The following is a 21606-nucleotide window of genomic DNA, read 5'->3' as shown; positions in this document are numbered from 1 at the left end:
TGTGACAAAGACTGCACATGCACTTTGTTTTTGATATAATCGAAACTTAATTTACTTTAATTGTGAGAGATAAAAACGTGTTAGAAACAATCTCTATTGAAGATCAGGTTGACGCTCTTAAACAGAGAGCTGATGCATTAAGGGGGTACCTTTGACCTTCAGACCAAGAGAGAACGTCTTGAAGAGGTTAATGGACTGTTAGAAGATCCCAAATTATGGGATGACCCTCAAAAGGCACAGGAACTTGGAAAAGAAAGACAGTCACTAGAAACTGTTGTAAAGAATTTTGACAATCTGTATCAGGGATTCGATGATCTTTTGACCTTGGATGAAATGGCCAAAGAGGAGAATTCTTCTGAGCTTGCCGAAGAGGCGAATGCTGAGGCAAAAAGACTGGAAACCGCTTTGGAAAGACTGGAAATAGAAAGAATGTTTTCAGGTCCAAACGACAATGATCCTTGTTATATGGATATTCAGGCCGGTTCAGGTGGTACTGAGGCTCAGGACTGGGCCGAAATGGTCATGCGCATGTACGTTAAGTTCGGTGAAAAGCATGGCTTTACAGTTACTGTAACAGAACTGTCAGAAGGTGAAGTTGCTGGAATTAAATCTGCAACTTTGCGCTTTGAGGGAGAGCATGCATACGGCTGGTTCAGAACCGAGACCGGAGTACACCGTTTAGTCAGAAAATCTCCTTTTGATTCAAATAATCGCAGACATACTTCATTCTGTTCTGCATATGTTTATCCTGAGGTTGATGACAATATTGAGATTGAAATCAATCCAGCTGACTTAAGAACAGATGTTTACAGAGCATCAGGTGCTGGTGGACAGCACATTAATAAGACAGAATCTGCAGTTCGTATAACACATATTCCAACCGGAATTGTTGTTTCCTGTCAGAATGAACGTTCCCAGTTTCAGAACCGAGATCAGGCAATGAAACAGTTGAGAGCAAGGCTGTATACCCTTGAACTTGAAAAGAGAATGAGTGCTCAGAAGGAAATTGAAGACAGCAAGTCAGATATCGGCTGGGGTTCTCAGATTCGATCATATGTTCTTGATGATGCACGTATTAAGGATTTACGAACAGGAGTAGAGTGTCGCGATACAACAAAAGTGTTGAATGGCGATCTGGATCAGTTTATTGAAGCAAGTCTGAAGTCTGGACTTTAGACTTAGAAATTTAGGAAAGTGAAAATGGCACAAGAAAACATTGGCTCTGCAGAGTCTTTAAACAACGTAATGCAGGATCGTAGAGATAAGCTGAATGCTCTTCGTGAAAAAGGTCAGGCATACCCAAATGATTTCCGTAGAGACGCATTCTCATCAGATATCATCAAAGCATGTGCAGATAAAGACAATGAAGTTCTGGAGAAAGAACAGAATACTTATACCATTGCCGGTAGAGTTATGACTCGCCGTATCATGGGTAAGGCTAGTTTTGCCACCATTCAGGATATGGGCGGTAGAATTCAGATTTATGTTGCAAGAGACAATCTTCCTGAAGGTGTTTATCAGGACGTATTCAAGAAGCTTGATTTAGGCGATATTATCGGTGTTACCGGTTATGCTTTCAAGACCAAGACTGGTGAGCTGTCTCTTCATGTTAGCGCACTTCGTCTGCTGGTTAAGGCCCTTCGTCCTCTGCCAGAGAAGTTCCATGGTCTTACTGATCAGGAAGCCCGTTGCCGTCAGCGTTATGTTGATCTGATTGCAAATCCTGAATCACGTCGTACTTTCGAGATTCGTACCAAGGTTGTTTCTTTCATTCGTAAGTACATGAACGAGCATATGTTCATGGAAGTTGAAACTCCAATGATGCACGTAATTCCTGGCGGTGCAAATGCCAAGCCATTCATTACCCATCACAATGCTCTGGATATGGATATGTATCTGCGTATTGCTCCAGAACTTTATCTGAAGAGACTGGTTGTAGGTGGCTTTGAACGTGTATACGAGATTAACCGTAACTTCAGAAATGAAGGTATTGACGTTCGCCACAACCCAGAATTCACCATGATGGAATTCTATATGGCATATCATGATTATAAAGATCTGATTGATTTTACAGAGGATCTTTACAAGAAGATGTCATTAGAGGTTCTGGGAACCACCAAGATTCACTATGGTAAGGAAGGCGAGCCTGGTCTGGATATTGATTTCTCAAAGCCATTTGATCGTCTGACCATGAAAGAATCTATTGTTAAGTATGGTAATGGCATCACCATGGCTGATCTTGAGGATGAAGACAAGGCACGTGAGCTTTGCAAGAAGCACCACATCGAGATTATGAAGGGCTGGACTTTAGGTCACTTTATTACTGCTCTGTTTGACGAGCTAGTTGAAGCTAATCTGCAGCAGCCAACCTTTATTACCAGCTATCCTGCTGTTGTATCACCTCTAGCCCGCAGAACAGATGGTGATGAGGAGTTTACTGATCGTTTCGAGTTCTTTATCGGTGGTCGTGAAATCGGTAATGGATTCTCAGAGTTAAATGATCCTGATGATCAGGCTGGACGTTTCCGTCAGCAGGCAGAAGCAAAGAATGCCGGTGACGATGAGGCTATGTATTACGACGACGATTACATTACCGCAATGCAGTACGGTTTAGCTCCAACTGCAGGTGAAGGTATTGGTATTGACAGAACTGTTATGCTGTTCACCAACTGCCACACCATTCGTGATGTAATCCTATTCCCAACATTAAGACGCAATTAGGATTTTTCTTCGGAAGGTGAAGACCATGCAAAAGTATCAAGGCTCAATGGTAGCTTTAATTACTCCATTCAAAAATGGAAAGATTGATTTTGAGGCATTAGAACGTCTGGTTGAGTTTCATGTTAAAAATGGAACCACCTGCATTGTTGTAACAGGAACTACCGGTGAATGCCCAACATTATCATTTGATGAACATGTTGAGGCGATAAAGGCAGTAGTTGACTATGCAAAGGGACGTATTCAGGTTATGGCTGGTGCTGGTTCAAACAACCCTGTTGAGGCCATTGCATTATCTAATGCTGCTAAAGATGCTGGAGCAGATTGTCTTTTGCATAATGCTGGTTATTACAACCGTCCTAATCAGGAAGGACTGTATGCCCATTTCAAGATGGTTCATGACAATACTGATCTGCCAATCTTCCTTTACAACGTACCTGGCCGTACTGTTGTAAATATCTCTTCAGAGCTTGTAGCCAAACTTGCTAAACTTGAGCGTATTATTGGTATCAAGGATGCTACTGGCAATCTTGAGAGACCATGGATTGAGAGAAATCTTATTGACAAACCATTTATCTGGCTGTCAGGTGAAGATTCAACTGCTGTCAACTTTAATGTTGCAGGTGGTGTTGGTGTTATTTCTGTAACTGCCAACGTTGCTCCTGCCCTAGTTGCAAAGGTTCAGAACCTGACTCTGGAGAAAAAGTGGGAAGAGGCTGCTGATGAGCATCTGAAACTTATGACACTGCATAAGCTGATGTTTAAAGAGCCTAGCCCTGCTCCTGCTAAATACGGTGCTTCACTGTTAGGTCTATGTTCTGAAGAATCTCGTCTGCCAATTCTTCCAATTAGTCAGAGTCTGAGAGAAGAAATAAAGACTCAGATGCAGAAGTTAGAGCTTATTTAATTAATGACAGATAATAAAGATGTTCAGGAGACTCCGTCAGCAGAGTCTTCTGAAAAGAAAAAAGATTTTAGAATCAAGTCTTTTGTTGTTCGCGCTGGTAGAATGACAGAAGGTCAGATTCGAGCAATTGAGGAACTCGGTCCAAAATATATGGTCGATGTTGAGGATTTAAAGCCTCTTGATATCGATGCTATTTTCGGTCGCAGTGCTCCTTTAGTTGTAGAAATTGGTTTTGGTATGGGAGTTTCTTTTGTACAGATGGCAAAAGAAGCTCCACAGTATAATTTTCTAGGAATAGAAGTTCATCCTCCAGGGGTTGGTTCTGCACTGAAACTGATTGAACAGGAAAAGCTTACCAATGTTAAGGTGATAAAGTTTGATGCCTTTGAGGTTCTGAAAAAATGTCTGAAACCTCAGAGTGTAGATATTCTTCAGATCTTTTTCCCTGATCCTTGGCCGAAGAAACGTCATGTTAAGCGCAGACTTATCAATGATGATTTTGTAAAACTGGTTGCTCCTCTGTTTAAATCAGGTGGTCAGTTCCGTATGGCAACAGACTGGGAAGATTACGCAGTTCAGATGCTGGATGTTCTAAGTAGAGCAGATGGCTTCACCAATACTTCAGCGGATGGTACATATATTCCTCGTCCTTCATGGCGTCCTTTAACCAAATTTGAACAACGCGGTCAGAGACTGGGTCATGGAGTGTGGGATTTGGTATTTGTTCGTGACTGATTCAAGACAAGATCAATTAACTGCATTTGTAAAAAGCATTATTTTAGAAGATGAAATAATGCTTTTGCCTTTAAATGGCGATGCAAGTTTCAGAAGATATTTCAGAGTTTCAGGAAAAGACTTAATTGCAGTCGATGCTCCTCCAGAAACTCAAAAAAATAAAGAGTTCATTTCAATAGATAAGGCTCTTGCCTCTGAAAAAGTAAAGGTTCCAAAGATTCTGGCATATGATCTTGAGAAAGGTTTTATGCTCCTGGAGGATCTCGGCAATACTACTTTTGCTCAGGTAGCAGTCGGAGCAGCCTCTGAGTCTTTATATCTTAAGGCCATAGACCTTTTAGCCCCCATTGCCAGAACCGGATTAAAACTGGATCTTCCATTATTTGATGATGAATTCATAAATTTTGAGCTGTCCCTATTTGAGACCTGGATGCTTGAAAAACGACTTGGAATTACTCTTTCTGCTGAGGAAAAACAGGTTCTTAAAGATGCTTATGACTATATCTGTAAAAGCCTGAAGCTTCTTCCTTACGTTGCAATGCACAGAGATTTTCATAGCCGTAACCTGATGGTCAGTGAAAAGGATCTTGCTGTTATTGATTTTCAGGATATGGTCAAAGGACCAATAACCTACGATCTTGCTTCTCTGATTTATGACTGTTACGTTGTTCTGGATAAAGAGCTTGTTAGTAAGTGTATAGATAGAGCCTACAGCAGATATGTTGAGCTAAATATTCTTAAGAATATGTCAGAAGAGGAGTTTAAACGTCTTTTAAATATAACTTCTCTTCAGAGACACATTAAGGTATTAGGCATTTTCTGCAGACTTTCTATTCGAGATGGAAAAAACGGATATCTAAAAGATTTACCTCGTGTCATAAATTACGTTTTAGATGAGTGCAAAAACGACCCTCATTTTAGTAAACTATCTAATATTATTAAAAAATATGTGGTAGGAAATTTCTGATGAGAGCTATGATTCTGGCGGCAGGTCGCGGTGAAAGACTAAGACCGATTACTGATACCATTCCTAAGCCAATGGTGAAGGTTGGCGACAAGGAACTACTTCTGTGGCATATCCTCAAGCTGAAAAAAGCTGGAATCACCCAAATCATTGTTAATTCCGCACACCTCTCAGAAAAAATTGTTTCTTTCCTAAAAGACGGTGCTGACTTTGGTGTTAGTATCACCCATTCTGTGGAAGGTCCAACTGGACTGGAAACCGCCGGAGGCATAATCAAGGCTCTTCCTTTCTTCAAAGGAGAGAGCTTTCTGGTTGTAAATGGCGATACCTTCATTGATGCAGATTATTCTCAGTTTATTCATCCACTGAAAAAAGGGGAGAGGGCAAGAATTTATCTTGTTGAAAATCCAGAGCATAATTCTCATGGTGATTTCTCTTTAGATCCACAAAGTAAACTTTGTTCAAGAGGTCCTCAGTTCACTTTCTCCGGTGTTGCTGTCTATTCTTCGGCTGTTTTTGAGGGGTATCCTATAGAAAAAAGACCTCTGCTACCAATCTTTGAAAAACTTGCTCAAAACAGAGAACTGAAAGGTGAACTTCTGAAAGGAAGCTGGTTTGATGTTGGAACCATAGAACGTCTTAACAATGTAAATACTTATATAAAATCTCACAATATCATCTAAAGATAAAATAATCATGTCATTAAGTGAAAAGGGTAGAGAAGCTGGAATTAAATTTAGCTATAAGGGCAGTATTATTGGTATTGTCTTAGGTATTGTACTGGCAGTTATCTGTTCTCATATTCTTCCTGCTATTATTACTCCTCTAGTTGCTTTTTTCCTTTATGACCGACCTAAGTATAAAGAAGCTGTAGAAAAAATCCTGACACAAAGACGTCTTCAGAAAGAACAGGAAGAAAAGGCTCTGGAAGAAGCTCGTATTAAAGAAGAGAAAAAGGTTGAGAAGAAGATTAAGGCAGTACAGAAAAAGAACAGAGAAAATAAAGCCTCTCTTTACGAGAATATTTATACTGTAGCTGGCTATATCCTTGCCAATCAGGAAGATCTTACTGAGTATATTCAGAATGCCGAGGATGTTATTACCTATTTCAAGGCCTCAAAAGAGGAAAGACGTCTTGCGGTAGAGGCGTTTAATTACGCTCTAGATCCAGAGTTTAATGTAGATGAGTTTGTGGAGAATTATCTTCTCTACATAGGAAAGAACCGTGATTATATAAATTATGTTCTAACCTATGCACTTATCATTGCAACTGTTGATGACAATATTCATTATGATGCTAAAGACCGTCTTGTAGCTATTGGTAAGGCTATGGGCTCATCGATGGCTGCATTGAAGAGATTATTCAAATCTAACGGTGCAGAAGCCCGATTTGCACGTGAATTTGAAAAACAGTCTCAGGAGAATCTATCAGATAGTACCTCGGTATCCTCTTTTGAATCCAAAAACAGTTCTTCTGGCAAGAAAAAATCCAAAAAGAGTTCAAGTTCTTCCTATAATCATACAGGAGCAGAGAAAACTTCTGAGGCTCTGGATATTTTACAGCTTGATGTTTCTGCCACCTTTGATGATATTAAAAAGGCTTATAAAAAACTTATGCTTAAATATCATCCTGACCGTTTGGCTTCTCAGGGACTTTCTGAGGATATGGTTGCCATTTATACAGATAAGGCAAAGGCAATTCAGGCAGCATTTGATTATCTGAAGAAACTCTATAGTGAAGTTATCTGATTATATTTGAGAGTCATGATTAAGAGAAAATATGAATACTAGTTATAAAGGCCGTGTTATAGGCTTCATTCTTGGTCTTATCTTTTTAAATATCCCGGGGGCAATTCTATTCATGATCCTTGGCTATTATTTCTTTGATAGGCCTGCCAATATAAAAAAACAGCAGAATGATGAGGCTGTTCGAGCTTTTACATCTAATGCTAACTATAACGAGGCACTGGTTAAGGTTACCTTTGCTCTTATGGGATATGTTGCCAGAGGCGCCGGCAGAGTAAACGAGAATCATATTGAAAAAGCCTCTCAGATTATGAATGTGATGAGCCTGAATCCTCAGATGCGCAAGATTGCAATTGAGTCTTTTAATTCAGGAAAGAGTGATGATTTTAATCTGAATGACACAATTTCGGAGATTAAATCCCTTATTGGTAATAATTTCAGTTTTGTTAACTTTATACTGGAAATCCAGGTTCAGCTGGCTTTGTCTGATGGCGTTTTGGAGGACGAAGAATACCATCGTCTTATGGATATTGCTGTGAAACTTGGTGCATCCCGTGAATCAATGGAGCAGTACATTCGCTCAAGATACAATGAAATGCACTTTGAACAGCAGTTTAATGATTACTTCAGATCTCGTTATGAAAGAGGCAGCTCAGGTTACAATAACTCGGGTTCAGAGCGTTCTTATGAATATAACGACAGCTACTCAGGAAGTTCTGGCTCTTCTTCATCTAAACTGGAGGCTGCTTATCAGATTCTAGGAGTTGAGGCTTCTGCTTCTGATGATGAAGTTAAAAAGGCACATAAGCGTCTGATGCTGAAGTATCATCCGGATAGACTTGCTTCACAGGGCCTGACACCTGAAATGATTAAGCTTTATACAGAAAAGGCCAAGGACATTCAGGCAGCATTTGATCTCATCAAAAAAGAGCGTGGAATGTAGTTATTCGTGTGTCGGTTTGTAGACGGTCTTTCCGATATCTACGTAATATTGAAGAATTTTTTTTCCATATTCTTCATCAATTCCACCGCATACTTTAATGTTTCGTTTCTTCATCTCATCAAACCAGTCTGGTTTGAAGCCTTCGTCAAAGCCTGTTATTTTCTCAACTTCCGACGAAGGTACACTGAATATTATCCTGTTTACTCCTGACCACATTATGGCTCCAAGACACATAATGCAGGGTTCTGCGTTTACAAAAAGCGTGAGCTTGTAATGAGCAAGATTATAGTTCTTATATTTTTCAAAGGCTAAGCGCAGAGTATTTATTTCAGCATGATTAAGTGCGCACTGATCTTCAATCACGCTGTTTGATGCCCCCACTACGAAATTGTAATGCTCATCGTAAAGTTCGGCATAAAAAGGTCCTTTCCCATTATCAATTCCGAGTTTTGTTTTATCGTGGATTTTTCTGAGAATGGATTGTGCTTTTGCTATTTCTGCATCTGATATTTCATAATTGGAAGTGCAAGGCATAGAAGAGATTCCCTAAAAATGTCTGTCCTCACTTATAGGATAAATAAATTAGAAAATTTCTTTTTTAGGGTATTTCACAAAACAGATTTTCTGGTTATGAATTTTTGTAAGGACTCAGATTTTTGTTAATGTATCTTCCAGATATGAAAATATTTAAACTAGGATAAGGTAATACATATTTCGAGGAATTCCCTGCTTTGAAGATTTTATGTTTTAGACTGAAAAAATCAGACCAAGGACAGCTTTTTTGAAATATGTCCTGTCATAGGATGTTCGTCTTTATCTTTTTCTTTGATTTAAAATATCCATAGGCTAAAGACAATAATGGTATTTCTGCTATTAAATCTCAGGAAGAGTCTTAAGAAATTCAGGTTTACTCGTAAATTCAAGTTTATTGCCAGAAATAGGATGGGAGAAATTTAGGTAAAAAGCATGTAGACATAATCTATCGGTTCTGTTCATCACTTCATCAGAAGCATAGAAACGGTCACCGAGAATAGCATGTCCAGTCTGAGCCATGTGTACTCTTAGCTGATGAGATCTACCGGTAACAGGTATGAGCTTTACTGAACTTATATGTGGGCGGTTATAATCGTTACTTATGAAGCTGTTGTCTAACCTGCAGTATAGAGTTCTGCTCTCTTTTCCCTGTTCAAAATCAACGATCTGCAATGGTCTGTTTTCAATATCACAGCGTAAGGGCAGATTGACTTCACCTTCATCAGGAATTATTCCGTCAACCAGAGCAACATATCTTTTGGTTACAGTTTTCTGATTGAACTGTTTACCAAGATTAGAAATTGCCTCTTTTGTCAGGCCAACCACCATAATACCCGAGGTATCCATATCAAGTCTGTGTACAGCCATGGCATCAGGATGCATCGTCTGTATTCTTGAGATAATACTGTCGTGATTTTCTGCAAGGCGTCCTGGTACGCTTAGTAGACCTGAGGGTTTGTTGACGACCATAATATGTTCGTCATGGAAAAGGATATCAAGAAAAGGTTCTTTAGGAGGATTGTATTTAAAATTTTCCAAGAGTGATCCTGAAAGCATGAGTGCTAGATACACTCATGCATATATGAAAGGAAGATTACTTCTTCTCGAAGGTTGAAGCTGCAATAACTTTCTCTGCGTTGGTTGCAGGAAGCTGCAGACCTAGTTTCTTAAAGTCTTCTGCCATCAGCTTATAGGCTTTCTCGCAGTACTCAGTGTCATAGTAGGTATAGATGATTGCCTGACAGTGTCGGATTGCGGAAACCAGAGCTCCTCTATCCTGGTAGTAACTTGCAATAGCCCACTCTCTTTTTGCAAGCTGAGTCTTGATGTAGACAAGACGATGGTAAGCATCGGCTGCATAAGGAGAATCAGGATATCTGTCAATCAGATCTTTAAAGGCCTTGTAGCCGTCAAAGTAATTCTGAGGATCTTTCTGGGAACGGTCAAAGCCAAGGAAGTCCTGAATTAAAGAACCGTGTTTCTGCATTTCGTTTAAACCTTTCATGTACAGAACATAGTCAGTGTACTGTGAATTTGGATTTAAACGCAGGAATCTTTCAATTGCAGCAGTGGTTTCTGCTGGTTTACGGGATTTGTAGTTAACGTAGATTAGATCCAGCTGAACCTGATCGGTAAGCTCACCAAAAGGATATCTTGAATCAAGAGCCTCTAGATAATCTCTGGCCTTTGAATAATCACCGGATGCTGCCATCTGTCTGGCTTTTGCGTGTAGAGCTTCCTGAGATAAATCTGGAACAGCATCTTTTTCAACTTTGTCTGAAGAACAGCCTGTAACAGCAATAGCAGCTGCAACCATAAATGGCATGAGAATCTTCTTAAACATCAAATTCAGCCTCATGTTTTCTTTTTAATAATTAGATACAATTAAGTATTGTATATGTTATCTTATTGCTTAGTAAATATCTAATCCAATTTATTAATAGTGAGCGTAGCTCTGTTGCAGATTGATATTGATATGAATCTTCAACTAAAGCTTAGTCTAAGCACAGCCTACTTTAAAAAGTAAACTTTGCTACGTTATGAAAGAATGGATAAAATCTAAATAGTTACGTCAGGATGTTCTACCTAGTTCTGTCCTCTAAGGTCTATGATTAAACAGTTTACACGTTTAAACAGTGTTGTAGACAACAAACCTTTCAATAACTTTGACGAAGGTAGCATTTAACAGTTTTGCAGGATCTGGCTTACAGCAAAAAACTGCACCTTTTTAAAGGATTAAATATGGTTTATGTTCTAAATTGCAAAGGTGTACCAATCATGCCGACTACTCGGCACGGTATGGTAAGACGTTTGCTCAAAGAACATAAAGCAAAGGTAGTTAAAAGATGTCCATTTACCATTCAGCTTAGTTATGAGTGTGCAAACATTACCCAACCGATCACACTTGGTGTAGACACAGGATATGAAAATGTTGGTATTTCTGCATGTACTGAGAAAAAGGTTCTCCTTGAAGCTAAAGCTAAAATCAGAACTGACATTGTAAAGCTCTTGTCTGCAAGAAAAGAGGCAAGACGTACTCGTAGAAATAAAAAGACAAGATATCGCAAAGCTCGATTTCTAAACCGAGGTATTGAAAAAGGTTGGCTTCCTCCATCTATCAGAGCAAAAGTAGAATCTCATTTGGGACTAGTTGCAAAAGCTCACGAAATTCTGCCTATAGGTAAAATTGTCGTAGAAATTGCGAGTTTTGATATTCAGAAAATCAAGAATCCTGATATCAAAGGTGCTGAGTATCAGCAAGGTGATCAATTAGGATTCAAGAATGTAAAAGCTTATGTCTTAGCTAGAGATGGATGTACTTGTAGATGTTGCAAAGGTAGGTCTAAAGACAAAATTTTGCGAGTTCTCCATCTTGAATCAAGAATTATAGGTGGTGATGCTCCTAACAATCTCGTGACTTTGTGCAATTCGTGTCACACGAAATTTCACAAAGGTTTGATCTCTTTAGATGACATTAAAAGAGGTAAATCTTTTAAAGCTGAAACATTCATGGGATTGATGCGAAATTTCTTTTTCAAAGAACTTTTCAATAAATATCCATGTGTTAAGAGTACCTATGGTTATATAACCAAGCACTTAAGAGAGAAATATTATTTAAAGAAAGATCATCATGTTGATGCTCGGTGTATTTGCGGTGTACCGCAAGCTTTACCAAGTGATGTTTATCTGATTAAAAAAGTAAGATGTCATAATCGACAGATTCACAAGTTCACAACATTAAAAGGTGCTCGAAGAAGACTGAACCAAGCTCCGTATACGGTAAAAGGTTTCAGACTTTTCGATAAGGTTAAAGTTGGTGAACAAGTTGGATTTATATATGGAAGAAGACAATCTGGATCGTTTGATGTTCGAACCGTATACGGTGAACGTATCAATGGTTCGATAAGTTATAAAAAACTGCAATTAATTGAAACTCGTAAAAGTTGGTTAATAGAAAGATGTTAAATCAATACAATCTTATAACAGATCGGTGCGCTTATGGCTGAAAAAATTAAATACATAGTAACTGACGAGCTTCACGGCAAAAGACTGGATGCCGCCTTAGCCTCATTTGATGATACCAATTCAAGAAGTACCTTAGGCGAATTCATCAAGAACGGTCTTGTCAGTGTAGACGGAACCATAACCAAAAAGCCTAGCGTAAAGGTAAGTACCGGACAGGAAATTGAGGTTGATCTTCCTGAGCCTGAGAATCTTGATGCGGTACCTCAGGATATTCCTCTGGATATCATATATCAGGATGAGGATCTGATTGTCATAAACAAGCCTGTCGGTCTGGTTGTTCATCCTGGAGCAGGTGTAAAGGATGGAACTGTCATGAATGCCATACTTTATCATTTCCCCCAGACTGCTCAGCTTGCCAGAGCCGGTATTGTCCATCGTCTGGATAAGGACACCTCCGGTCTGATGGTGATTGCTTTGTCAAAGTATGCACAGATCAAGCTGGTTCGAGCAATCAGTAAACATGATGTGGTTCGTGAGTATGAGGCTATCTGTGAGGGACTTATTACAGCTGGTGGAACTATAGATAAGGATATCAGCCGTGATCCTCACAATCGTACCAGAATGGCTACTGTATGTGACGGTATGGGACGAGAGGCGGTAACTCATTACAGAGTTATGGAGCAGTTCCGTGAACATACCCTTTTAAGACTTCGTCTTGAAACAGGTAGAACACATCAGATCCGTGTTCATATGGCTTCAATTGACCATCCTCTGTTAGGTGATGGTACATATGGAATCAAGAGACTTCGCCTTATGAAAGGTGCTTCAGAGGAACTATCTGAGGCTTTAAGAAACTATCGTCATCAGGCTCTTCACGCAGCTCATATTGAATTTATTCATCCTATAAGCGGTGAGCCTCTTTCTTTTGATGCTCCTATTCCTGATGACTTTAACAGACTGATTGAACTTCTGCGAGAGGATGAGAGAGTAAATGGCGAAAAACTGTAGTTCTCTTGTTGAGGTCGAGAATTTTTTAAACGGTATTTATGCTGGTTATACCGTTAGAGATGGTGGCAAAAGTGAAGGCCCTTATCAGGGCTTTAACCTTGGTCTGCACGTCGGTGATGATGAGCAGAATGTTCTTAAGAATCGTCAGCTTTTAGAGAAAGCTGTTCACAAAAGCATAGTCTGGATGAATCAGACTCATTCCAACAAAGTTGTGCTTTGTGACTATAGGGATGCACAGAGTGCCAAGGCGATGCTCAGAGGTACAGAAGCTGTTACCCTAGGTGTTGATGCTGACGGCATTGTAACCAATGACAGAAATGTTGCTTTGGCTGTACTTACTGCGGACTGTCTGCCTTTACTCATGGCAAGTGAGGATAAAAAGGTTATTGCAGCTGTGCACTGTGGATGGAAAGGCCTTAAGGCAGGAATTGTAAAGAATGCAGTAACTCTTATGAGAAGATGCTCTCTTGCAAATATCCATGCTTATCTTGGTCCATGCATCGGTCCAAAGAGCTTTGAGGTTGGATCTGAAGTTTTAGAGCAGTTTTCTGAAACTTTCCCCAAGGCAAAAGAAGCATTTGTTTCCAGAAATAACGGCAAATACCTCTGTTCTCTGCCTCTACTGTGTTCTCAGGCCTTAACTCAGTGTGGAGTTAACAATATTGTTTTCAGTGATGAGGATACCTATACAGGTGAAAAGTTTTATTCTTATCGCAGAGCAAATGTTACCGGCCGAATGGCATCGATAATCTCTCTCAACTAAAAATTATATCTCCTCTTTAAAAATTGTAATAAGCCCCCATATTCATATATAGACAAGATAAGTAAACTGAAAGAATATATGAATATGAGGTATCAATCATGCGTTTAGACAGATTTACAGCTAAATTCCAAGAAGCGCTTGCTGATGCTCAATCTTTAGCTGTAGGACATGATAATCAGTTTATCGAACCAATTCATGTAATGTCTGCTCTTTTAGCACAGGAAGATGGTGCTATCAGACCTTTGGTGACATTAGCAGGTTCCGATCCTACTGCTCTAAAATTACTGGTAGATAAGGCATTAGAAAAGCTTCCAAAAGTATCTGGTGTTGGCGGTGATATTCAGTTATCTGCTCAGACCGGAAGATTATTGAATTTATGTGACAAACTTGCCCAGAAAGCAGGTGACTCCTATATTTCCTCAGAACTTTTTGTTCTGGCAGCTCTGGAAGGTGACAGCGAGTTAAAGGAGATTTTCTCCCGTTGCAATCTTACAACTGAAAAACTGAATGCTGCCTTAAAGGAGATCCGTGGCGGAAAGAAAGTTAACGATGAAAATGCTGAAAACACCCGCGGGGCATTAAAAAAATACTGTATTGATTTAACTGAGCGCGCAGAGAAAGGCAAGCTCGATCCTGTTATCGGTAGAGATGATGAGATTCGCCGTACCATGCAGGTACTGCAGAGAAGAACCAAGAATAACCCTGTTCTCATCGGTGAGCCTGGTGTTGGTAAAACAGCCATTGTTGAAGGTTTAGCTCAGCGTATTGTAAAGGGAGAGGTTCCGGAAGGTCTTAAGAATAAGCGAGTTTTATCTCTAGATTTAGGTGCTCTGATTGCAGGTGCTAAATATCGAGGTGAATTTGAGGAGCGTCTGAAGGCGGTTTTAAATGATCTTGCCAAGGAAGAAGGAAAGATCATTCTTTTCATTGACGAACTGCATACCATGGTAGGCGCAGGTAAATCCGAAGGCTCAATGGATGCTGGTAATATGCTGAAGCCAGCTCTGGCTCGTGGTGATCTGCACTGTATGGGCGCTACTACTCTTGATGAGTATCGTCAGTACATTGAAAAGGACGCTGCTTTAGAGCGTCGTTTCCAGAAGGTTTTCGTAGGTGAGCCTTCTGTGGAGAGCACAATTGCTATTCTGCGTGGTTTAAAGGAGCGTTATGAGATTCATCATCACGTCCAGATTACTGATCCTGCAATTGTAGCTGCTGCAACTCTGTCCAACAGATATATATCTGACAGACAGCTTCCTGATAAGGCTATTGATCTTATTGATGAGGCGGCTGCAAGTATAAGACTGCAGATTGACTCTAAACCAGAGCCTCTGGATAAACTGGACCGTCGTCTGATTCAGCTGAAGATGGAACGTCAGACAGTTGCAAAAGAGACGGATGAGGCAAGTAAGAAGCGTCTTGCTGCAATCGATGAAGAAATTGCACAGAAGGATGAAGAGTACAAGAAGCTGACCGACATGTGGAATCACGATAAGCTGATTTTAGATGGAACTCAGAAATTAAAGGTTAAACTGGATGCTGCCCGTCATGAGTTTGATGTGGCCAAGAGAAACAGTGATCTTAACCGTATGAGTGAGCTGCAGTATGGAATTATCCCAACTTTAGAAAAGCAGATAGCTCAGATTAATGAAGCTTCAGGAAATGGTTCCGATACTCAGCTGGTTCGCAATAAGGTTACAGATGCTGAGATTGCTGAGGTGGTTTCCAAGGCAACCGGAATTCCTGTATCAAAGATGCTTGAAGGTGAACGCTCAAAGTTACTGAGAATGGAAGATTCTCTGCATAAGCGTGTGATTGGTCAGAGTGAGGCAGTTGAAGCTATAGCCAATGCCATCAGACGTAGTAGAGCAGGACTCTCCGATCCTAACCGACCAATTGGCTCCTTTATGTTCCTAGGTCCAACCGGTGTGGGTAAGACTGAGCTGTGTAAGGCTTTAGCCGAGTTCCTGTTTGATACGGAAAAGGCTATGGTTCGTATTGATATGTCAGAGTTTATGGAAAAGCACACTGTATCTAGACTTGTTGGTGCGCCTCCAGGATATGTCGGTTACGAGCAGGGCGGTTATCTGACTGAGGCTGTGCGTCGCAGACCATATTCAGTGATTCTGCTGGATGAAATAGAAAAGGCTCATCCTGACGTCTTCAATATTCTTCTGCAGGTACTTGATGATGGTCGTCTGACTGACGGTCAGGGAAGAACTGTTGATTTTAGAAATACTGTAATCATTATGACCTCAAATCTAGGCTCAGCAATGATTCAGGAAGAAAGTGGCAAGAGTGATTATGAGGCTATAAAGGCAAAACTGCTGAATATCCTTGAACAGAATTTTAAGCCAGAATTCCTTAACCGTGTAGATGAGACTGTGGTATTCCACCCTCTTACCCATGAACACATTAAGAGTATTGCTAAGATTCAGCTTGAGACTCTGTCCAACAGACTTAAGAATGCAGGCTTTGAGCTGTCTCTTGGCGACAGCATTTACGAGAGAGTGGCTACGGTTGGTTTTGATCCTGTATTTGGTGCAAGACCTCTACGTAGAGCAATTCAGAATGAGATTGCTGATCCTCTGTCTAAGCTGCTGCTGTCAGGCAAGATTCCTACCAACAAGGCATTGAATCTTGAGATTGACAAGGATGGAAAACTAAGCTGTAAGGCTGTAAAACAGGCTTAATATTTAGTTAAAATTAACTTTAGTATAACCTCGTTGTTTGTCTGCTAATTTTTAGATTAGAGTTGAACAGATGACGAGGTTCATTTTATTTAATTTTCTATTCGTATGTTATTGCCATAACAGTCTAAAGCTTTTCTTGATATGTCTTTAACCATTTTCTGCTATCTGTAAACTCGACTTCCTTGTCAGAACTCTTTTTACTTGTTAGAGTTAATTTCTTTCTTATCAACATTTATAAAAAAACTTTTAAACTTGTATCTTTTCTTATTAAATCTTATAATTTACTTATTAAACTTATATTTTACTTATTAAAATTACACGGAACTTTCTAAAAAATACTATTATTGTTAATAAAGCGTTATTAACAATTAAATTTGATTATCATCTGAATGATAAAGAGGTTTTTATGCTAGAAACTGAATTAAAAGAACTTATTGAAAAAATTCAAAAGAGAAAGACCGAATTTCAGACAGTTGAACTTAAAAGTTCTAACAATGGTTTTCCAAAAAGAATATACGATACTATTTCTGCATTTTCCAATCAGGACCAAGGCGGCGTGATTATATTTGGGCTCTCTGAGGATAACAATTATGAAGCTGTAGGTGTTTACGATCTTGAAGATGCTCAGAAAAAAATTTCTGAAGCTTGTGAACAAATGGAACCAATTATACGAGCTGTTATAACAAGCACGGAAGTTGACGGTAAATTTGTTCTATCGGCAGAAATTCCTCCGGTTGAGTATCATTTACGACCAGTTTTCTATAAGGGGGCTGGAAGACTTAAGGGCGCTTATATTAGGGTAGGTGACGCAGATGAACCAATGAGTGAATACGAAGTCTACAGTTATGAAGCATTCAGAAGAAGAATAGATGATGAGTTGAGAACTGTAAAAAACGCCAATCCTAAACTAATACAGCAAGATCGTCTTAATCTCTACCTTAATAATGTAAAACATTTAAGAATAAATTTAGCAAACAATGTTTCCGATAATGATCTTCTTGAGCTTATGGGAATTACCTCCAATGGAGAGCTTACTCTTGCAGGAGTTATGTCTTTTTCAATATATCCTCAAGCTTATTTCCCTCAATTATGTATCACGGCTGTTTGTGTACCAGGAACAGAAATGGGTGATACTGACGATGATGGCTCACGATTTATTGACAATAAAAGGATAACTGGCTCTATTCCTGACCTGTTAGATGGTGCTGTTGATTTTGTCAGAAAAAACATGAGAGTGAAGACTATAATTGATTCTTTAGGAAAACGATCTGATAAAACAGAATATCCTATTATAGCGGTTAGAGAAGCAATTCTTAATGCGTTAATTCACCGTGACTATAGCGTTTTTACTGAAAATACTCCTATCTGTATTGAAATGTACAAAGATCGATTGATGATAAAAAGTAAAGGCGGTTTGTATGGCGGCGGTGCAGTTTAACAACTTGGAAGAGGTAGACCTGAAACACGCAATCCTGCTCTGGCAAATATTATGGAACTTCTCTCTGTCACAGAGAATAGATATTCAGGTATTCCTACCATCAGAAAAGAATTAAAAAATTCTGGCTTACCTGAGCCTATATTTAAAGTGTCACGAGGTTTATTTTCTGTAACTTTCAGAAATGGAGAAACAATTACTCCAGAAATTACAATAAAAAATAGCAAAGAAATGGCAAAAGCGGTCCTCGATTTCTGCTATACACCTCGTTCAAGAGCAGAGATTATTACTTTAACAGGAAAATCTCAGACTTATACCATGAATTATATTGTTAAACCCCTTTTGGAAAAAGGGCTGTTGCGTATGACTAATCCTGAAAAACCAAAGAGTAATAAACAAAAGTATGTGGCAGTATCAAATTAGATCTAGCCTATATAACCAAATTTTGTTCAAGCATAAACAATGTTATACCTAAAATTGGACCGCAATCTATTCATACTTTTTAACAAATTTTGCTAGAGGATCTTCATAACCGTCATCTTTTACAAGAATATGCATTTTGGGTAGGTCAGGAGCTTTGCAGTGAGGCATATCCACACCGACTTTTCCATTCTTGTAGATTTGCTGATGTTCTCCTAGGTATATAAAAGGCATATGACTGAATAAGTCTGGCACTTCATCAAGGAAGTCGCCTATAACATCCATACCCTGATTGGCAAGATCAATACATGCTTTTTCATCTTTGCTGTGATATAGCATTCTTGCTATCTGCATGAAGAAAGTCTGAATAGATCCTTCTAATGCTGCTCCGTAAAAATAGGTAGAAGGAGCTGTTTTCAGATAGTATAGAACCTCTGATACCGTCTCCATGTTCTTTATGTATTCAACTCGGTTATCAGGTTTATTCTGGATGATTTCCTTTAATTTATTGCAGGTCTGTGTGAATATTTCCTTATCGAAAGCCTTTGTGAGCTGTTCTTCAGAAAGATTTATCTTTGCAGTTTTTTCTTTTGTGATATAGGAGAAAAATGCTTTTTTGTCGATATCAGGAAGTTTCTCAAATGTAACGCATAATTCATCACTGTGAACCGGTGCAGCCTGCTCGAGTAAGGCTCCATCTGAGCAGTTATGGCAGACAAGTTTTTTTCTGTTTAGTTTCTCCATCTGCAGTAGAAAATCCATGTTTCGACGAGACATATCAAACAGATATCCTGTTTCACATTTGCCTCCGAAATTAGCAGGAACTGTTTTTGTGATGGTATAGTTGCCGCCAGTATCACCAACGCCTCTCTCTTTGTAGAGGGTTGTATATTCAGAGTGCATGGTGTTACTTCCTAATTTCTTACCGTTATCAAGTCCAAACAGGTAGAGATTTTCAAAACCTAAAAATATTGCACCTGATAGCCCCATATTTCCTACAAGCGGATTCATAAGCTGCAGATACTGAACCTTTCTGTACTCAGGAAAATTCATGGCAAGATATGGATATAAAGGCTCATCAGGTTTGCCGAAGATAGCAGTATGCTTAAATTCATTTAAAGTATATGGATGGCAGACATCTCCTGTTAAGAGCACGATGTCATCTAAGAAATGCTTGTCCGGAATTGTGCTTAAAGCCTGCTTTATCTGCGGTGTTCTTTCTGTATTGGCGTAGAAATCAGGTTTGATTCCTGCGTGATATAGGGCATCAATAGCTGTTCCACAGGCAATAATGATAGCTTTATCCTGATACTTGCGTATGAAAGGAATATCATGATCAAGGGAAGGCCCTGAACCGATGATAAATACCGGTAGCTTCTTATAAGACTCTTTTAATGGAGTATTCAGAACAAAGTTCTTATGATTTAAAATTGCGTAGCAGCCATGAGAAGCTCCGAAGAGATGATCATCTGTAAAGCCCATGGCGGCATTTATTGATCTGTAGTGTTTGCCAAATAGGGCGACAAACTCTCTAACCTTCTTATTTGAATAATGGGTGAAGCCAAGCCAGGTTCCTGAGAGAAATCTTCCGTGACGGTTATAGAACTTCTCCAGATCAAGAAAGAACTGATCTGAGTTCTGTCCCAGCATCAGATGAATGCCAAGCTTGTTTTCAAAGATATAATCCAGAAATGGAGCCCATTCAAAAGCCTGAAGTGAGGCATAGAATATATCAAGATTTGGTTCAACTATGATCAGATTGGCGATTTCCACCTGATTGTAGAGATCAGCTAAAGGATAGCCTAGACCTATACCCAGCATGACACAGTTTGGCAGAGATGCAATCTGCTTTGGCGTTATGTTCTGCTCTCTTATTTTGGATTGTTCAATTTCAATCAGACGGTTGTTGTATTTAAAATGCAACTGCCCGTAAGGATCATATTCGGTCAGGTATCTTAGCTGGGAGATCCTGGTATTGTTTATGATTTTATCAATCTGATTTTTTGATAATTCAAAAGGATTATCGGTTTTATACAGTATGTCGTTATTGTCAGTAAAAATCAGATTCGGTATCTCATTTTTCAGACAGAAAAAATCCATTCTGGTTTTGGGCTTATAGTTCTCAAACTGCTTTGCAACCTCTGGAATATATTTCCTGAAGGCTTCTATATTTCTTTGAAAACGGTAAACCAGATCCTGCTTCATTACCACCTGAAGCTCGGTTATTTCATGCAGATCTTTCAGACTTTCTACAAAGATATCCGCATATTTTTTTTCAAGTTGCTCTAATTCAGTATCCTTATGTACAAAAGGATTGTTTATTTTTTCTGTCATTTAAAATTTTCTTTAAAATTGAGATAGTTATTAGCTTCTAGTATCATAGCATTTATTCTTTTTTTGCGTTGTAGACCGTACTCCAAAATTGAATAAGAAAAATCAAATCTACATTTGAGTTTGTGAAGACCGGTTCTTGTAAACTAGATAATAAAGATAAATAACCACTATCTTTCTGAATTGCTGTCAGTTTTTTATAAATAAATAGGCTTGGGATTTATGCAGACTAATACAAAAGATGAAATTGATTCTCTAAATAATCAGGAATTATCCGCTCAGAATCTTGAAGAACTAAAGGAAATCCAGTCTCAGATGTATCAGTTCCTTGAAGAGCGTTTCTGCCATAATCTTGAGACTTTTAAAAAGTATTATCCTGATATAGCCAAAAGATTTGATAAATATACTCCTGTTAAAAGTTTTGAGTTCTTCTGTACTCAGAACGGTATTCCTAACCTTATTTTTACTAAAGAGAATGAGTTCTTCTATAAAACTGAAGATCCGATTGCCTACTGTCAGGAGGAGATGGATAATTTCCTTGCCACAGCAAAGGTACAGCAGACTAAATATCAGCTGGAATTTGACCCTTATGGACAAATTCATTTTAAATACAGTAATCATGCAGTAGAAATTGAGAACTCTCTTCCTCGAAATAAAGAGCTTTTGATTAAGGATGTTAAATCTTTTCCAAACTGTCTAATGATCGGTGTCGGGCTTGGATATCATCTAGCAAGACTGTATGAACAGGTGGAAATTGGGAACCTGGTACTGGTTGAACCTGATCCAGATCTGTTCTACGCCTCAATGTTTGCCTTTGACTGGTGTAATCTTCTTGAATACCTGCATGAAAGTGATCATCGCATACATTTTATTATTGGCGTTGCCCTTGATCAGCTGTTCTTAGATATTGAGGCTTCCTATAAAAAATCTGGTCTGTTTTTATC

At 39.0% G+C, this 21606-nt stretch carries 18 protein-coding genes and 2 pseudogenes; 16 read left to right on the top strand and 4 right to left on the bottom strand.

What is annotated here, in order from left to right; genetic code table 11:
• Positions 1-77: 77 nt before the first annotated feature.
• The 8 genes from prfB (at position 78) to djlA (ending at position 8013) form a co-directional block, all read left to right on the top strand.
• A protein-coding gene (gene prfB / locus QZU45_RS05610; protein ID WP_295352685.1) for a peptide chain release factor 2 occupies positions 78-1176 on the top strand; the annotation gives its coding sequence in 2 pieces (ribosomal slippage) (positions 78-152 and positions 154-1176; 1098 coding nt in all).
• A 24-nt stretch (positions 1177-1200) separates the two neighbouring features.
• Positions 1201-2721 (top strand): lysine--tRNA ligase, encoded by a 1521-nt coding sequence (lysS, locus tag QZU45_RS05605; RefSeq protein WP_295352683.1) that lies wholly within the window; start codon positions 1201-1203, stop codon positions 2719-2721.
• Between the two features lie 25 nt (positions 2722-2746).
• Complete coding sequence (dapA, locus tag QZU45_RS05600) at positions 2747-3625, top strand: 4-hydroxy-tetrahydrodipicolinate synthase (protein ID WP_074841232.1); 879 nt, start codon at positions 2747-2749, stop codon at positions 3623-3625.
• Between the two features lie 3 nt (positions 3626-3628).
• Positions 3629-4360, top strand: coding sequence for a tRNA (guanosine(46)-N7)-methyltransferase TrmB (trmB, locus tag QZU45_RS05595; protein WP_295352680.1), 732 nt, complete (start codon positions 3629-3631; stop codon positions 4358-4360).
• Positions 4353-5327, top strand: a complete 975-nt coding sequence (locus tag QZU45_RS05590) for a phosphotransferase (RefSeq protein ID WP_295352678.1) — start codon at positions 4353-4355, stop codon at positions 5325-5327. The genes trmB and QZU45_RS05590 overlap by 8 nt, the downstream gene beginning before the upstream one ends.
• A complete protein-coding gene (murU, locus tag QZU45_RS05585) occupies positions 5327-6007 on the top strand; it encodes an N-acetylmuramate alpha-1-phosphate uridylyltransferase MurU (protein ID WP_295352677.1) in 681 nt (226 codons plus the stop codon). The genes QZU45_RS05590 and murU overlap by 1 nt, the downstream gene beginning before the upstream one ends.
• A gap of 13 nt (positions 6008-6020) precedes the next feature.
• The gene (locus QZU45_RS05580; protein WP_295352675.1) at positions 6021-7073 is read left to right on the top strand and encodes a DnaJ domain-containing protein; all 1053 of its coding nucleotides are present in this window, start codon (positions 6021-6023) and stop codon (positions 7071-7073) included.
• A 31-nt stretch (positions 7074-7104) separates the two neighbouring features.
• Positions 7105-8013 carry a co-chaperone DjlA gene (gene djlA / locus QZU45_RS05575; protein WP_295352672.1) on the top strand — a complete coding sequence of 303 codons (909 nt, stop codon included), beginning with the start codon at positions 7105-7107 and terminating at the stop codon, positions 8011-8013.
• Here the strand turns inward: djlA and QZU45_RS05570 are convergent, their stop codons facing one another.
• The 3 genes from QZU45_RS05570 to QZU45_RS05560 form a co-directional block, all read right to left on the bottom strand.
• On the bottom strand, positions 8014-8547 hold the full coding sequence (locus QZU45_RS05570) for a deaminase (protein ID WP_295352670.1): 534 nt from the start codon (positions 8545-8547) through the stop codon (positions 8014-8016).
• A gap of 339 nt (positions 8548-8886) precedes the next feature.
• Positions 8887-9603 (bottom strand): pseudouridine synthase, encoded by a 717-nt coding sequence (locus QZU45_RS05565; protein WP_295352668.1) that lies wholly within the window; start codon positions 9601-9603, stop codon positions 8887-8889.
• A gap of 37 nt (positions 9604-9640) precedes the next feature.
• Positions 9641-10390, bottom strand: a complete 750-nt coding sequence (locus QZU45_RS05560; protein ID WP_294998269.1) for an outer membrane protein assembly factor BamD — start codon at positions 10388-10390, stop codon at positions 9641-9643.
• 398 nt (positions 10391-10788) lie between these two features.
• On the opposite strand from QZU45_RS05560, the gene iscB reads away from it, so the two are divergent.
• From iscB to QZU45_RS12490, 7 genes and pseudogenes are all read left to right on the top strand, one after another.
• A complete protein-coding gene (gene iscB / locus QZU45_RS05555) occupies positions 10789-12012 on the top strand; it encodes an RNA-guided endonuclease IscB (RefSeq protein ID WP_295352659.1) in 1224 nt (407 codons plus the stop codon).
• A gap of 33 nt (positions 12013-12045) precedes the next feature.
• Positions 12046-13020, top strand: a complete 975-nt coding sequence (rluD, locus tag QZU45_RS05550) for a 23S rRNA pseudouridine(1911/1915/1917) synthase RluD (RefSeq protein WP_295352655.1) — start codon at positions 12046-12048, stop codon at positions 13018-13020.
• On the top strand, positions 13004-13783 hold the full coding sequence (pgeF, locus tag QZU45_RS05545) for a peptidoglycan editing factor PgeF (protein WP_295352652.1): 780 nt from the start codon (positions 13004-13006) through the stop codon (positions 13781-13783). Before rluD ends, pgeF begins: the two co-directional genes overlap by 17 nt.
• Before the next feature lie 98 nt (positions 13784-13881).
• Positions 13882-16476 (top strand): ATP-dependent chaperone ClpB, encoded by a 2595-nt coding sequence (gene clpB, locus QZU45_RS05540; protein WP_074841827.1) that lies wholly within the window; start codon positions 13882-13884, stop codon positions 16474-16476.
• A gap of 406 nt (positions 16477-16882) precedes the next feature.
• Positions 16883-17914, top strand: coding sequence for an RNA-binding domain-containing protein (locus tag QZU45_RS05535; protein ID WP_295352649.1), 1032 nt, complete (start codon positions 16883-16885; stop codon positions 17912-17914).
• 18 nt (positions 17915-17932) lie between these two features.
• A pseudogene (locus QZU45_RS12495) lies at positions 17933-18079 on the top strand (ATP-binding protein); the annotation flags it as partial.
• A 63-nt stretch (positions 18080-18142) separates the two neighbouring features.
• Entirely contained in the window at positions 18143-18334 is a 192-nt protein-coding gene (locus QZU45_RS12490; RefSeq protein WP_366925483.1) for a Fic family protein, read from the top strand.
• Between the two features lie 66 nt (positions 18335-18400).
• On the opposite strand, the gene QZU45_RS05525 is transcribed toward QZU45_RS12490, so the two are convergent.
• Complete coding sequence (locus QZU45_RS05525) at positions 18401-20665, bottom strand: 6-hydroxymethylpterin diphosphokinase MptE-like protein (protein WP_295352646.1); 2265 nt, start codon at positions 20663-20665, stop codon at positions 18401-18403.
• A gap of 219 nt (positions 20666-20884) precedes the next feature.
• Between QZU45_RS05525 and QZU45_RS05520 the strand changes: the two are divergent.
• Positions 20885-21606, top strand: a pseudogene (locus tag QZU45_RS05520) (hypothetical protein); the annotation flags it as partial.

Source organism: uncultured Succinivibrio sp., assembly GCF_902756765.1.
Taxonomy (GTDB): domain Bacteria; phylum Pseudomonadota; class Gammaproteobacteria; order Enterobacterales; family Succinivibrionaceae; genus Succinivibrio.
The sequence above is the reverse complement of the archived record's forward strand: the minus strand, read 5'-3'. Positions and strand labels throughout refer to the sequence as shown.

Bases quoted from the DNA above. Each gene is read 5' to 3' on its own strand.
- lysS (WP_295352683.1), top strand. From the start codon at position 1,201: ATGGCACAAGAAAACATTGGCTCTGCAGAGTCTTTAAACAACGTAATG.
- dapA (WP_074841232.1), top strand. From the start codon at position 2,747: ATGCAAAAGTATCAAGGCTCAATGGTAGCTTTAATTACTCCATTCAAA.
- trmB (WP_295352680.1), top strand. From the start codon at position 3,629: ATGACAGATAATAAAGATGTTCAGGAGACTCCGTCAGCAGAGTCTTCT.
- murU (WP_295352677.1), top strand. From the start codon at position 5,327: ATGAGAGCTATGATTCTGGCGGCAGGTCGCGGTGAAAGACTAAGACCG.
- QZU45_RS05580 (WP_295352675.1), top strand. From the start codon at position 6,021: ATGTCATTAAGTGAAAAGGGTAGAGAAGCTGGAATTAAATTTAGCTAT.
- djlA (WP_295352672.1), top strand. From the start codon at position 7,105: ATGAATACTAGTTATAAAGGCCGTGTTATAGGCTTCATTCTTGGTCTT.
- QZU45_RS05570 (WP_295352670.1), bottom strand. From the start codon at position 8,547: ATGCCTTGCACTTCCAATTATGAAATATCAGATGCAGAAATAGCAAAA.
- QZU45_RS05565 (WP_295352668.1), bottom strand. From the start codon at position 9,603: ATGCTTTCAGGATCACTCTTGGAAAATTTTAAATACAATCCTCCTAAA.
- QZU45_RS05560 (WP_294998269.1), bottom strand. From the start codon at position 10,390: ATGTTTAAGAAGATTCTCATGCCATTTATGGTTGCAGCTGCTATTGCT.
- iscB (WP_295352659.1), top strand. From the start codon at position 10,789: ATGGTTTATGTTCTAAATTGCAAAGGTGTACCAATCATGCCGACTACT.
- rluD (WP_295352655.1), top strand. From the start codon at position 12,046: ATGGCTGAAAAAATTAAATACATAGTAACTGACGAGCTTCACGGCAAA.
- pgeF (WP_295352652.1), top strand. From the start codon at position 13,004: ATGGCGAAAAACTGTAGTTCTCTTGTTGAGGTCGAGAATTTTTTAAAC.
- clpB (WP_074841827.1), top strand. From the start codon at position 13,882: ATGCGTTTAGACAGATTTACAGCTAAATTCCAAGAAGCGCTTGCTGAT.
- QZU45_RS05535 (WP_295352649.1), top strand. From the start codon at position 16,883: ATGCTAGAAACTGAATTAAAAGAACTTATTGAAAAAATTCAAAAGAGA.
- QZU45_RS12490 (WP_366925483.1), top strand. From the start codon at position 18,143: ATGGCAAAAGCGGTCCTCGATTTCTGCTATACACCTCGTTCAAGAGCA.
- QZU45_RS05525 (WP_295352646.1), bottom strand. From the start codon at position 20,665: ATGACAGAAAAAATAAACAATCCTTTTGTACATAAGGATACTGAATTA.